At 73.5% G+C, this 13,190-nt stretch carries 8 protein-coding genes, 1 tRNA gene and 1 pseudogene; 5 read left to right on the top strand and 5 right to left on the bottom strand.

The window, feature by feature from the left end; translation table 11 throughout:
* Positions 1 to 17: 17 nt before the first annotated feature.
* Positions 18 to 941, top strand: a complete 924-nt coding sequence (locus BJ961_RS18425) for an NmrA family NAD(P)-binding protein (RefSeq protein WP_271413891.1) — start codon at positions 18 to 20, stop codon at positions 939 to 941.
* Here BJ961_RS18425 and BJ961_RS18430 read toward each other — a convergent pair.
* Positions 866 to 1,687 (bottom strand): YncE family protein, encoded by an 822-nt coding sequence (locus BJ961_RS18430; protein WP_271413892.1) that lies wholly within the window; start codon positions 1,685 to 1,687, stop codon positions 866 to 868. The two genes, BJ961_RS18425 and BJ961_RS18430, sit on opposite strands and share 76 nt — an antisense overlap.
* Before the next feature lie 326 nt (positions 1,688 to 2,013).
* Between BJ961_RS18430 and selA the strand changes: the two genes are divergently transcribed.
* Together selA and BJ961_RS18440 are read left to right on the top strand one after the other, a co-directional pair.
* Positions 2,014 to 3,366 carry an L-seryl-tRNA(Sec) selenium transferase gene (gene selA, locus BJ961_RS18435; RefSeq protein WP_271417088.1) on the top strand — a complete coding sequence of 451 codons (1,353 nt, stop codon included), beginning with the start codon at positions 2,014 to 2,016 and terminating at the stop codon, positions 3,364 to 3,366.
* 3 nt (positions 3,367 to 3,369) lie between these two features.
* Positions 3,370 to 5,136, top strand: a pseudogene (locus tag BJ961_RS18440) (SelB domain-containing protein); the annotation flags it as partial.
* 34 nt (positions 5,137 to 5,170) lie between these two features.
* On the opposite strand, the gene BJ961_RS18445 reads toward BJ961_RS18440, so the two are convergent.
* Positions 5,171 to 5,264, bottom strand: a tRNA-Sec gene (locus BJ961_RS18445).
* Positions 5,265 to 5,335: 71 nt separating this feature from the next.
* Between BJ961_RS18445 and selD the strand changes: the two genes are divergently transcribed.
* Positions 5,336 to 6,361 (top strand): selenide, water dikinase SelD, encoded by a 1,026-nt coding sequence (gene selD / locus BJ961_RS18450; RefSeq protein WP_271413893.1) that lies wholly within the window; start codon positions 5,336 to 5,338, stop codon positions 6,359 to 6,361.
* Positions 6,362 to 6,382: 21 nt separating this feature from the next.
* On the opposite strand, the gene fdh is transcribed toward selD, so the two are convergent.
* From fdh to BJ961_RS18465, 3 genes are all read right to left on the bottom strand, one after another.
* Positions 6,383 to 9,643 (bottom strand): formate dehydrogenase, encoded by a 3,261-nt coding sequence (gene fdh, locus BJ961_RS18455; RefSeq protein ID WP_271413894.1) that lies wholly within the window; start codon positions 9,641 to 9,643, stop codon positions 6,383 to 6,385.
* Positions 9,644 to 9,896: 253 nt separating this feature from the next.
* Positions 9,897 to 10,952 (bottom strand): NrfD/PsrC family molybdoenzyme membrane anchor subunit, encoded by a 1,056-nt coding sequence (nrfD, locus tag BJ961_RS18460; RefSeq protein ID WP_271413895.1) that lies wholly within the window; start codon positions 10,950 to 10,952, stop codon positions 9,897 to 9,899.
* On the bottom strand, positions 10,949 to 11,983 hold the full coding sequence (locus BJ961_RS18465; protein WP_271413896.1) for a 4Fe-4S dicluster domain-containing protein: 1,035 nt from the start codon (positions 11,981 to 11,983) through the stop codon (positions 10,949 to 10,951). The genes nrfD and BJ961_RS18465 overlap by 4 nt, the downstream gene beginning before the upstream one ends.
* 351 nt (positions 11,984 to 12,334) lie before the next feature.
* Between BJ961_RS18465 and BJ961_RS18470 the strand changes: the two genes are divergently transcribed.
* A complete protein-coding gene (locus BJ961_RS18470) occupies positions 12,335 to 13,189 on the top strand; it encodes an FG-GAP repeat domain-containing protein (protein ID WP_271413897.1) in 855 nt (284 codons plus the stop codon).
* Position 13,190: the final 1 nt, after the last annotated feature.

Consider the following 13,190-nt stretch of genomic DNA (forward strand, 5'->3'; position numbering starts at 1 on the left):
TACCCCGAGGAAGCGCCATGTCCACGAACTCCGCGCCCGTCCTGGTCACCGGCGCGACCGGCAGACAGGGTGGGGCCACCGCCCGCGCATTGCTTGCTGCGGGCGTTCCCGTCCGCGCCCTGGTGCGCGACCCGGCCACCGACCGGGCCGAGGCCGTCGAGGCACTCGGCGCCGAACTGGTCACGGGCGACCTGCATGACCGTGAGTCCGTCATCCGGGCCGCCGAGGGCGCCCGCGCCGTCTTCTCCGTGCAGATGCCCGGCATCACCGCGGAAGGCTTCGATTTCGAAGGGGAGGTGGCCCAGGGGGTCAACCTCGTCGAGGGCGCGAAGGCCGCCGGAGTGCCGCAGTTCGTGCACACATCCGTCACCGGCGCCGGCCAGCACACCGAGACTCCCGGCTGGGCCGACGGTCGCTGGGCTTCGATGGAACCCACGCTGGGCGCCAAGAGTGCGATCCAGGACCGGGTCCGCGCGGCCGGCTTCCCCCACTGGACGCTCCTCAAGCCGGGCTTCTTCATGGAGAACTTCCTCCCGTCCATGGCGTTCCTGTTCCCCCGCGGCATCGAGGGCGGCCTGGTGAGCGTTCTCAACCCCGAGACCCGACTGTCCCTGGTCGCGGTGGACGACATCGGCAGGGCGGCCGCCGCAGCCATCACCGCGCCCGAGCGATTCGACGGGGTCGAACTGGAGTTGGCGAGCGACTACCTGTCTATGACGGAGATCGCCGAGGTCCTCTCTCGTGTTCTGGACACGCGGCTGTCCGCGCCGGACATGACCGAGGAGGAGGCCCTCTCCGCCGGCATGCCGGCGATGGGGGCTGGCCACGAGTGGCTGAACGTGGCCGGCCAGCCGGGCCGCCCGCACTACGCGAGCGACCTCGGCATCCCACTGACCAGCTTCGAGCAGTGGGCGCAGGAGCACATGCGCCCCACCGCCTGACACGGCCCCGGGATCTCGCCAGGAGGGCCAGGTCGTCTCCCCTGCTCCTCCTCGCAGCTGTTCGTCTCCAGCACCACCGAACGGTCCTCGGTGACGGCGTAGAGGCGGTTGTCGTCAGCTCCCAGGTGCACTACCGGCGCCCCGAGGCGGGACTGGGCCACCGTGAGGAGCTCCTTGACGAGGTCGCCGGTGGTCGTCTCGGCGCGGAAGGCGATGTCGGCGGTCTTCTCCACCCCGCCCACGGCGCCCTTGTAGTGGCTGATCAGGTCCGGGCCGACGGTATGGAACTCGACGAGACGCCCGCGCTCGGGGCCGTCCACCTCACCGGTGGGGCCGAGCCGGGCCTCGTTCCGGGTCACCACTGCCGGGTCCTCACCGGGGTCCGGCTGAACGTCCACGCCGGTGACGGTGGAACCGTCCCGGGACAACGCCAGGAGCACGTCCGCGCCGGAGTCGACGGTGACGTAGGCCGGTGCCTCACCTGCTCGCAACGACCCCTTCACCCGAAGGGTCCCGGCGTCGAGGACGGCGACCCGGTCCGCGTCCGGACGGGGCGCGTAGACCACGTTCCCGTCCGTCGCGCTCGGGGCCAGGTTCTCGCCCAGGCCGGGGACGCGGTCGGAGAGGGTGGTACACGCCGTCAGCCGTCCGGAGTCCTCACCGGGGGTGAACTTGACGATCCGGGGCTCCGTCTCGGCGAGCCCGACCACCGCCCCGGCCTCCTTCGACCAGACCGGCTCCCGCACCGGAGTATCCAGACGCAGAACGGAGTACGTGAACTTGAGGGATTACGGGCAGCGGACGGACGTCGCGAGATCACCGTGTGGAGCACGTCCGGGGCCTCCCGGGCGACGGCACCTTCCTCGACAGCGCTGAGACCGCTCCCCCGACGCTCTCCGAGCGCACCGTCTGACAAGCCGCTCGCCCGTACGCCCTCGTCGTCGTCCGGCGTGTCCCGGAACCGGTAACGGGCACTGGGGGAACGATGCAGGTTCCCGGGCAGTGCGCGGCCGGGCCGGAGCGGAGGACACACGTGGAACAGCGGGACGCGGCCGAGCGGTGCGGAGAGAGCGTGGCGGCGGATGCGAGCGGTGCCGCCGAGACCGGCCACGCGGCGCGCGCCGTACCGGACGCACGGCGGCGTATCCCGCGCACCGACGCGTTGCTGCGCGACCCCCGTCTCCTGGACGCGGCGGACCGGCTCGGGCAGGAACGGGTCAAGTCGGCGGTCCGCGGCGCACAGCAGCGGGCGAGGGAAGGTGCCCTGCCGCCGGACGCGGTGGCCGACGCGGCGTTCGCCCTCCTGCCGCGGACGGCGTGCGGACTCCGGCCCGTGATCAACGCGACCGGGGTGCTGCTCCACACGAACCTCGGCCGGGCACCGCTGTCCGCCGCCGCCCGGCAGGCGGTACAGGACGCTGCCGGACCCACCGATGTCGAACTGGACCTGGAGACCGGCGTACGGGCCCGCCGCGGCCGGACCGCGCTGGCCGCGCTGCGGGCCCGGGTGCCGTCCGCCGCCGCGGTGCACGTCGTCAACAACGGAGCCGCCGCGCTCGTCCTCGCCGCCACCGCGCTGGCCGCCGGCAAGGAGATCGTGGTCAGCCGCGGGGAGATGGTGGAGATCGGGGACGGCTTCCGGCTGCCCGACCTCCTGGTGTCCACCGGCGCCCGGCTGCGCGAGGTGGGCACGACCAACCGCACGACCGTCCAGGACTACGCCGGGGCCCTCGGCCCCGAGACGGGCTTCGTCCTGAAGGTGCACCCCTCCAACTTCCGCATCACCGGCTTCACCCGCGCAGCCGACATCTCGGAACTGGCGCCGCTCGGTGTCCCGGTGGTCGCCGACATCGGGTCGGGTCTGCTGGCCCCCCATCCGCGCCTGCCGGAGGAACCGGACGCCCGGAGCCAACTGGAGGCCGGAGCCGCCCTTGTCACCGCCAGCGGGGACAAGCTGCTGGGCGGGCCCCAGTGCGGACTGGTCCTCGGCCGGGAGGACCTGGTCCGCGCCATGTCCCGGCATCCGCTCGCCCGGGCGCTGCGCGTCGACAAACTGACCCTGGCCGCGCTGGAGGCCACGCTGACCGGTCCGAAGACGCCGACCGGACAGGCGCTCGACGCTGACCCGGAGCAGCTCGCCCGCCGTGCCGAGCTGCTGGCCACCGCGCTGCGAGCCGACGGCGTCGATGTGCGGGCGGTCGCCGGCCGGGCCACCGTGGGCGGGGGCGGAGCGCCCGGCGTGACACTGCCGAGCGCCGCGCTGTCCCTGCCCGAGCCGTACGCCACCGCGCTGCGCGAAGGACGCGTTCCCGTGGTCGGACGGCTGGATGGCGGGCGGTGCCTGCTGGACCTCGGGTCGGTGCCTGCCGAGGACGACGAGTTGCTGGCCGAGGCCGTGCGCCGCGTACGGGCAGGGGGGAGGTAGGGCATGCGGGTACTGGCCACCGCCGGGCACGTCGACCACGGCAAGTCCGCCCTCGTACGGGCCCTGACGGGAATGGAACCCGACCGCTACGAGGAGGAGCGGCGCCGCGGCCTGACGCTCGACCTCGGCTTCGTCTGGACCCGGCTGGAACCTTACGCACCGGGCGGCGCGGGCGGCGAGCACCTCGCCTTCGTCGACGTACCGGGCCACGAGCGCTTCGTCTCCACCATGCTGGCGGGCGTCGGCCCGGTGCCCGGCGTGCTCTTCGTGGTCGCCGCCGACCAGGGATGGCAGCAGCAGTCCCAGGAGCACCTGGAGATCCTGGACGCGCTCGGCGTCCGGCACGCCGTGCTCGCCGTGACCCGTGGAGACCTGGCGGACCCGGCACCGGTACGGGCGGACGCCGTCGAACGGCTGGCCGCCACCTCTCTCGGCACCGTGCCGTCCGTCGCGGTCAGCGCGGTGACGGGCACGGGACTGGACGAACTGCGCGGCGAACTGGCCCGGCTGAGCGCCGCGCTGCCGGAATCGCCGGCCGACGCCGACGTACGGCTCTGGCTGGACCGCGCCTTCACCGTGCGCGGCCACGGCACCGTCGTCACCGGCACCCTGGGAGCGGGGACCCTGCGCGTCGGCGACCGGCTCGTGACGGGCGACGGCACGAGCGTCCTGCGGGTGAGGGGACTGCAGTGCCTGCACGAGGAGCGGACGTCGGTCAGCGGCGTGGCCCGGGTGGCGGTCAACGTCCACGGCGGCGCCGACACCCGGCTCGGCCGGGGCGAGGTGCTGCTCACCCCCGACCGCTGGCTGCTCACCACCGTGACCGACGTCCGGGTGCCCGGAACACCCGTGGCGGAGCTCCCCCGCACGGCCACCCTGCACATCGGGACCGCCGCGGTACCGGTGACCGTCCGGCCGCTGGGCGAGGACACCGCCAGGCTCACCCTGACCCGCGGGCTCCCGCTGCGGGTCGGTGACCGGGCCGTCCTGCGGGAGGCGGGCGGACGGCGTGCCCCGTGCGGCCTGACCGTGCTGGACGTCGCACCGCCGGGGCTGACACGGCGCGGGGCGGCCCGGACCAGGGCGGCCGAGCTGACGGCCATGACCGGCCGGCCGGACGGTGCCGCCGAACTGCGGCGACGCCGACTCGTCCGCCGCCCGGACCTGGAAGCCATGGGCATCGCCGCTCCCGGCCCGCCCGTCACGGGCGACTGGCTGGCCGACCCCGCGCACTGGGCCGGACTGCGCGAGCGCCTGGCAGCGGAGGTGGCGCGACACGCCGAGCGGCAGCCGCTGGACCCCGGGCTGCCCACCGAGGCGGCCAGACACCTGCTCGGCCTGCCGGACCGCGCCCTCGTCCAGGCCCTCGTCGACACGCCCGGCGGGGCCGTACTGAGGCACCGGCAAGGACGCCTGCACGGGCCCGGCGACGCGCGGCCGTCGCTGCCGCCTGCGGTCCGCAGGGCCGTCGATGCCTTGGGGGAGGACCTGCGCCGGTCGCCGTTCCGCGCTCCCGAGGCCGGCCGGCTGGCCGAACTGGGGCTGGACCACAGGACGCTGGCCGCCGCCGTCGCGGCCGGCGCGCTGCTGCGGGTCGCCGAGGGCGTCGTGCTGCTGCCCGGCGCGGACGCGGAGGCCACCGCCGTACTGCGGTCGCTGCCCCGGCCGTTCACGCTGAGCGAGGCACGCCGCGCCCTCGACACCACGCGCCGCGTCGCCGTGCCCCTGCTGGAGCTGCTGGACCGGCAGGGACACACCGAACGCGTGGACGACCAGCGCCGGCGCTGCCGGGAGACCGCGGGAAGCGGAGGCGGACGGGAATCGAACCCGCCTGCCCGAGATCCTCGGACACCTCGGTTTTGAAGACCGGGAGGGCCACCAGGCACCCACACGCCTCCACCGCCCGGCCAGGCTACAGGAGCGCCGTCTGCCCACCACGACCGAAACCGACCCACCAGAAGGACCAGTCATGACGACCGCCCGCGAAACACCCGTACGGCTCACGCAGTTCGCGCACGGCGGCGGCTGCGCCTGCAAGATTCCGCCGGGTGAACTGGAGGACGTGCTCGGCGGCCTCGTCCGGCCCGGGACGGCGTCCGCGGACGGCTCCCTGCTCGTCGGGCTGGCCACCGGCGACGACGCCGCCGTGGTCACCCTGCCCGCGCCGGGCGGCGGTCCGGCCCAGGCGGTGGTCTCCACGGCGGACTTCTTCACGCCGGTCGTCGACGACGCCTACGACTGGGGCCGCATCGCCGCGGCCAACGCCCTGTCGGACGTCTACGCGATGGGCGGCCGGCCGCTCGTCGCCGTCAACCTGCTGGCCTGGCCCCGCGACGTACTGCCGTTCGAGCTCGCGCGCGAGGTGCTGCGCGGCGGACTGGACGTCGCCGCCGAGGCCGGCTGCCACGTGGGCGGCGGGCACAGTGTCGACGACCCGGAACCCAAGTACGGCATGGCCGTCACCGGCGTCGCGGACCCGGAGCGGCTGCTGCGCAATGACGCGGGCCGCCCGGGACTGCCGCTGTCGCTCACCAAGCCCTTGGGCCTCGGCGTCCTCAACAACCGGCACAAGGCCACCGGCGAGCGGTTCGAGGAGGCCGTGGCGACGATGGTGGCGCTGAACCGGGACGCGTCCGCGGCGGCCCTGGCGGCCGGGGCCACCTGCGCCACCGACGTCACCGGCTTCGGCCTGCTCGGTCACCTGCACAAGCTCGCCCGCGCCTCCGGGGTCACCGCCGTGCTCGACCCCGCCGCCGTGCCCTACCTCGACGGGGCCCGGGAGGCCGTCCGGGAGGGGTACGTCAGCGGCGGCACCCGGCGCAACCTGGAGTGGGTGGCCCCGTTCACCGACTTCGGCCGTGCCGACGCCGACACCCGGCTGCTCCTCGCCGACGCGCAGACCTCGGGCGGACTGCTGGTGGCGGGTGAGGTGCCGGGCGCCCCCGTCATCGGGGAACTGGTGCCGAAGGGCGCCCACTCCGTCGTGCTCGGGTGACCACGGCACCTCCCCCTCCCCCTACGGCTCGGTGCCGGTGTCCTCGTCGATGCCGGCCCTGGCCCGGTACTCCCGCACCAGCTCCAGTGCGGCCGGGCCCCTCGGGCGGCGGCCCGCCCTGATGTCGACGGCGAACGCCTTGGCCTCCTGGATGTGGCTGTTGGGGTCCAGGGACAGGTGCAGCAGTTCGTTCGCGGCGTCGCCGGTGGCGTAGCCGTTGGGACCCCAGTGGTAGGGCAGGCCGACCTGGTGCAGCCGTCGGCCCTGCACGGTGAGCGGCGCCATGCGGTCGGTGACCAGCACCCGCGCCTCGACCACGCCGCGGGCGCTGACGATCGTCGCCCAGCCGGTGTGTTCCAGCCCGCGCGCGGCGGCCAGTTCGGGTGAGACCTCGCAGAAGAACTCCGGCTGGAGCTCCGCGAGATAGGGCTGCCAGCGGGACATCCCGCCCGCGGTGTGATGCTCGGTCAGCCGGTAGGTGGTGGCGACGTACGGGAAGACCCCGGAGCCGGGCTCGGTGCCGCTGGGCTGGTAGCGGTTGTCCGGGTGCGGCGGCAGCAAGTGGCGTACCGGGTTGCGCTGTTGGCCGTACAGCAGGTTCGGGAAGGGCGAGTCCTGCGGCTCGTAGTGCGTGGGCAGCGGGCCGTCGGTGAGGCCGGAGGGCACGTACAGCCACGCCTTGCCGTCCGCCTGCATGATGAACGGGTCGGTACCGGAGAGCGCCGCCGGTCCCCTGGCGTCCGGCGGAGGCCGGTGGTCGGGGGCCTTGTCGGGCTTGAAGTCGGGAACGTCGTGGCCCGTCCAGGAACCCTCGTCCGCGTCCCACCACACCAGGGCCTTGCGCTCGCTCCAGGGCCGGCCGTCCGGGTCCGCCGAGGCGCGGTTGTACAGGATCCGGCGGTTGGCGGGCCAGGCCCAGCCCCACTCCTTCGCGACCCAGTCCTGCTCCCGTCCCGGCTTGCGGCGGGCCGCCTGGTTGACACCGTCCGCGTAGACCCCGCAGTAGATCCAGCAGCCGCAGACCGTCGACCCGTCGTCCTTCAACTCCTCGTACGACGCCAGGGGGTTGCCGTCGGCGTCGTGGCCGTTGATCTCGGCGAGGACGGCCTCCGCGTCCGGCTCGGCGTGCTCGCCCTTCGTGGGGTAGCCCCAGGTCAGGTCGAGCAGCGGCCGGTCCATCTCGTCGGTGGACGCCGCGAGCTTCTCCCGGATGATCCGGCCGAGGTGGAAGGCGAACCAGAGGTCGCTGCGGGCCTCGCCGGGCGGCGGCACGGCCTGGTGGTGCCACTGCAGCAGGCGCTGGGTGTTGGTGAAGCTGCCGTCCTTCTCGGTGTGCGCGGCGGCCGGCAGGAAGAACACCTCCGTGCCGATGTCCTCGGTGCGCATCTCCCCCGTCTCGATCTCCGGGCCGTCCTTCCACCAGGTGGCCGACTCGATGAGGGAGAAGTCCCGCACGACCAGCCAGTCCAGGTTGGCCATGCCCAGGCGTTGCAGCTTGGCGTTGGCGGAGCCGACGGCGGGGTTCTCGCCCACGAGGAAGTAGCCCTTGCAGACGCCCTCCAGCTGGGCCATGACCGTCTCGTACGTGGAGTGCGAGCCGGTCAGCCGCGGGAGGTAGTCGAAGCAGAAGTCGTTGGCGTCGGTGGCGGCCTCGCCCCAGTACGCCTTGAGGAGACTGACGAGGTAGGAGCGCATGTTGCCCCAGTAGCCCTTGCGGGCCGAATCCGCCTCGACGAAGGCGTCGAGGTCCTGCTGCTGGTGGGCGTGCGGCATGGGGATGTAGCCCGGCAGCAGGTTGAACAGCGTCGGGATGTCGGTGGAGCCCTGGATGGAGGCGTGGCCGCGCAGGGCGAGGATGCCGCCGCCCGGCCGGCCGATGTTGCCCAGCAGGCTCTGCAGGACCGAGGCCGCCCGGATGTACTGCACCCCCACCGTGTGCTGGGTCCAGCCGACCGCGTAGGCGAACGCCGTGGTCCGGTCCCGTCCCGAGTTCTCCGTCACCAGCTCGCACACCTGGCGGAAGACGTCCTGCGGCACGCCGCAGATCTGCTCGACCACCTCGGGCGTGTAGCGGGCGTAGTGCCGCTTGAGGACCTGGAAGACGCAGCGCGGATGGGACATGGTCTCGTCCCGCTCCGGTTCGCCCTCACCGATGTCGGCACCGCCCGAGCCGTGCGCCTCGCCACGGGCGGCCTCCGTCACGCTGCTGCCGCCCCCGGTCCGCCTGTCGTACCCCTGGTCGCGCTGGCCCGACGCTGCCTGCATCTCCGTGCCCTCGTACTGCCAGCTGCCGTTGTCGTAGCTGCGGCTGTCGGGGTCGAGACCGGAGAAGACGCCGTCGAGGTCCTCGGTGTCGCGGAAGTCCTCCCTCAGGACGACCGGACCGTTGGTGTAGGCGACCACGTAGTCACGGAAGTAGCTCTCGGTCCGCAGCACGTGGTTGATGATCCCGCCGAGGAAGGCGATGTCCGAGCCGGCGCGCAGCGGCACGTGGACGTCTGCCAGGGCGCTGGTGCGGGTGAAACGCGGGTCGACGTGGATCACCTTCGCACCGCGGGCCTTCGCCTCCATCACCCACTGGAACCCGACCGGATGGCACTCGGCCATGTTCGAGCCCTGGATGACGATGCAGTCGGAGTGCTGCAGGTCCTGCTGGAAGGTGGTCGCGCCGCCGCGGCCGAACGAGGTTCCCAGACTGGGAACGGTGGAGGAGTGTCAAACACGCGCCTGATTCTCGATCTGCACCGCGCCCAGGGCGGTGAACAGCTTCTTGATCAGGTAGTTCTCCTCGTTGTCCAGCGTCGCCCCGCCGAGGCTGGCGACACCGAGGGTGCGCCGGGTGCGGGTCTCGTCGACCTCCCACTGCCAGCCGGAGCGCCGTGCCGCGATCACCCGGTCGGCGATCATGTCCATCGCCGTGTCCAGGTCCAGCCGCTCCCACTCGGTGCCGTGCGGGCGGCGGTACAGGACGTGGTGCTCACGGGCACTGCCCGTGGTGAGCTGCAGGCTGGCCGAGCCCTTGGGGCACAGTCTGCCGCGGGAGATCGGGGAGTCGGGGTCGCCCTCGATCTGGGTGACGCGGCCGTCCTCGACGTAGACGTTCTGTCCGCAGCCCACCGCGCAGTAGGGGCAGATCGACTTGACGACCCGGTCGGCGGAGGCGACGCGCGGGGTGAGACGCGCGCTGGTCCCGCTCTTGGCGGCGGCCCCCCGGCCCAGGGGATCGGTCCCCTTCAGCTGGCGGTAGACCGGCCAGGAGTCGATCCAGGTGCGTACGCCCATCACCCCTGCCCTTCTCTTCGTGTCCCGTCATGCCGATCGCCAGCGCGAGTGCCCCACAGGGCCCGGGTCAATCACCCGGAATCCTCGGGAGTCTCCGCCGGCCCCGCGGTGCGGCTGCTGAGCACCGCCGACGTCACCGCGTCGACCTCGTACACCCGCTGCCGGGGCGTCCCGCACCCGTCGGCGCTGCGGCCCGCCGACCGTACCGCCGGCTCGGTGGCCGACCTGGCCCGGCAGCTGGGCGCGGGCCGGCTCAGGACGCCGGAGGAGCGTTGCCGGGCTCTGGGGACCGCGCCTCGGCCGCCAGCCGCTCCCGCTGGGGCAGCACCGTGTACTTGGGGTCCTCCGCCGAGGCGACCCCGGCGTGGAAGACACCGAACCGCAGGGCGGCGGAACCGGTGAGGAGGGCCGCGCCGGCGATCGCGGCGACCGTCCGGTTGCGCCCGCCGAGGCCCGCCCCGAGCACGGCACCCACGGAGGTGAGCGTCTCGGCCGCGCGGAGCAGCGTGTGGGCCCTGCCGTTCTCGAAGGGCTCCGCGGCCAGCCCCATGCGCCGCTTCATCAGCCGGAACGACCCGAGTTCGAGGAGGGCGCCCAGCACCGCCATGCGCCGCGCGGGGCCCGTCTGACCCGCCGGTGCGCAGACCAGCGCGAGCCCGGCGGCGGCGGTGGCCCCGGATCCGGCGAAGACGTACGGGAGCTCCCGGTGTCCCTCGTGCCAGGACGGCACGGCCGTGTCGGAGACCAGTACGGCGGTGTAGGTGGCGACCGCGGGGCCCAGCACGGCGGCGGACACGGTGGCGGCAGCGCCCACCAGGCGGTACCGGCCGGCGACGTCGGCGGCGGCAGCGGCGACGGTGAGCGGCGCGTAACCGGCCAGCAGCCACGAGCCCACGCTCATCGGGGAGGTGGGCTTGAAGACCCGGAGCATGTTGAGGAAGCGGGCGGGGCGGCCCAGGTCGTGCACCAGCGCGGCCAGGGACAGGGAGACGGCGCCCGCCGCCCCGATCTTGGCCGTCCGGGCGAGTGCGGGCCGGGCGGTGGCGTGCGCGCCGGCGGCCAGCAGCGAGGAGGCGCCCGCGAGTCCGCCGAGGTAGAGGTAGCCCGCGATGTCGAGGGGCTTCCACGTCGGTTTGTTCAGGATCGGTCTGCCGTAGTACGAGGAGAACTCGGCGTCGGGCACCATCGCACGCTCGCCGCGGCCCCGCCCCCTGCGCCGGCGGCGGCGCCCGGCGTGGGCCCCGGTGAGGGCCTCACGACCGGGGCGGGCGCCCTCCACGCCGTTCCGGGTGACGTCGGAACCGCTCATCGCGGCCTCCTGGCGAAGCTGACGACGGCGAGCGCGGCGAGCGAGGCGGCGGCCGTCGCCGCGTGCCGCCACATGGCGGGCAGGTCGCGGGTGGTGACGACCGGGTCCGGGGGCAGGCCGTAGACCTCCGGTTCGTCGAGCAGCAGGAAGAAGGCGCCGTCGCCGCCGACGCCGTCCTCGGGACTCTCACCGTAGAGCTGGGCGTCGGTGACCCCGGCGGAGTGCAGCTGGGCGACCCGGTCCGCGGCCCGCTCGCGCAGCTCGTCCAGCGGGCCGAACTGGATGGAGTCGGTCGGGCAGGCCTTGGCGCAGGCGGGTTCCATTCCGACGCCGAGCCGGTCGTAGCACAGGGTGCACTTCCAGACCCGTCCGTCGTCGGGGCGCTGGTCGATGACGCCGTACGGGCAGGCGGGCACGCAGTAGCCGCAGCCGTTGCAGATGTCCTCCTGGACCACGACGGTGCCGAACTCGGTGCGGAACAGGGAGCCCGTGGGGCAGACGTCCAGGCAGGCGGCGTGGGTGCAGTGCTTGCACACATCGGAGGACATCAGCCAGCGCAGTTCGGTGCGGCCTTCCGGCGCCAGGGGGGAGATGTCCCCGGCGGGCGCGGCGGTCGGCGTCCCGTCGCCGGGCGCGGGAGCGGTGGCGCCCGGGCCCGGCGAGGACGGGGAGGTGCCCAGCGCACCGGCGGCGGCGAAGACGTCGACGGCTTCGTGGCCGACGCCGGGTTCCTGTCCGCCCAGTGGCTTTCGCTGTTCGATGAAGGCCACGTGCCGCCAGGTGTCCGCGCCGAGCCCCTGGGTGTTGTCGTAGGACATGCCGGTCAGCTCCAGGCCGTCCTCGGGGATCGCGTTCCATTCCTTGCACGCCACCTCGCACGCCTTGCACCCGATGCACACGGAGGTGTCCGTGAAGAAGCCCATGCGGGGCGGCGCATCCGGGTAGCCGGCGGCACGCGCCACCTCCGGCTGCGGACCGGACAGCCGGTTCCCGCCCGGCCCGCCGACCGGGGCCTCGGTGTTGTCGGTCATCTCCGGGGCCTCCTCGCCCTTCGCCGGTGCCCGTGTGTCGTCGAGCCGGCCGGGGCCTGAGTGCCCCCGAAGCCGCCCGGTCAAACGGCGACGCGAGGACCTCGTGGGTCACCCGGTCCGTCCCCGCCGGTGGGGCCCGGAGATCCGGTGCCCCGGCCGCTCGTCAGTCGGCCGTACGACGGGTGGGCGCGGCCTGGGAACCGCCGCGCGTGTGCACGGACAGCTGGCGAGGGTCGCTGACGTCGAGCCGCTCGGGCAGGGGCAGCTCGTAGCGGAGCCGACCCGATCACCGTCAGGTGGGAGACGGCTCACTGACGATCAACTCCGGGCACGGGACACTAGAATCCCATCATGGCGGAACCCGTGAGTCCACAACAGGCCAGTGCCAGCCGCGCGTTCACCGCCCGGCTGAGACGACCGTACACACGCGGGCGAAGGCGGCTCGTCCTCGGCACGGGAGCCGCTCTGGCCGCGGGCGCCACGACGCTCGTCCTCTGGTCCGGGCCCGAGCCCGGCGATCACGCACCGACGGTGGTGTGCACCGACACCGGCAACACCAGCCTGACCGCCGACGTGGACGCGGACGGGCGGCTGGACGAGATACACGACCCCGACCGCTCGGGAAGGGGTACGGTCCTCTTCAGCCGGGCCGATGACCGTGTCGAGGTCGGTGTCGGCGAGGCTCTCGGCGTATGGCAGAAGGCCCGTGGTCTGCTGACGTCGGACCTGGAGACCAGGGGCACGTTCGGCGACTTCGACGGCGACGGCTATCTCGATCTGGCGTTGTTCCGCAGCCAGGAGGACATCGGGGACAACCCCCGCCCCAACCTGCTCGTGCATGAGGTGCGCTACGGACCGCTGGCCCGGGACCTCAGCGGCAGCCGGAGCGGCACCATCCGCGTTCAGGTCTCGTTCTTCGTCGCCGCGGTGCGTGCGACCGACGAAGACCAGGACGGGCGTGCCGAACTGCACGTGTTCCAGTCTGCCGGAGACGGAGGCTACGCGGAGTACGTCGGCCGTCAGAAGGACGGCGGCGTGACCCTGAGCGCGGCCGACACCGGCTACTACAGCCATGGTGACTGGGACGAGCTCCAGCCCGGGTGGAGCGACTTCGGTACCTGCGTGTACACCAGCCCCGAGAGCACGCCGTCGGTCCGGAGAGAGCCCTCGGACGCCAGGCCCGCATCAGGAGCGGGGCGAGGGTGAC

The organism is Streptomyces lienomycini (genome assembly GCF_027947595.1).
GTDB lineage: Bacteria > Actinomycetota > Actinomycetes > Streptomycetales > Streptomycetaceae > Streptomyces > Streptomyces lienomycini.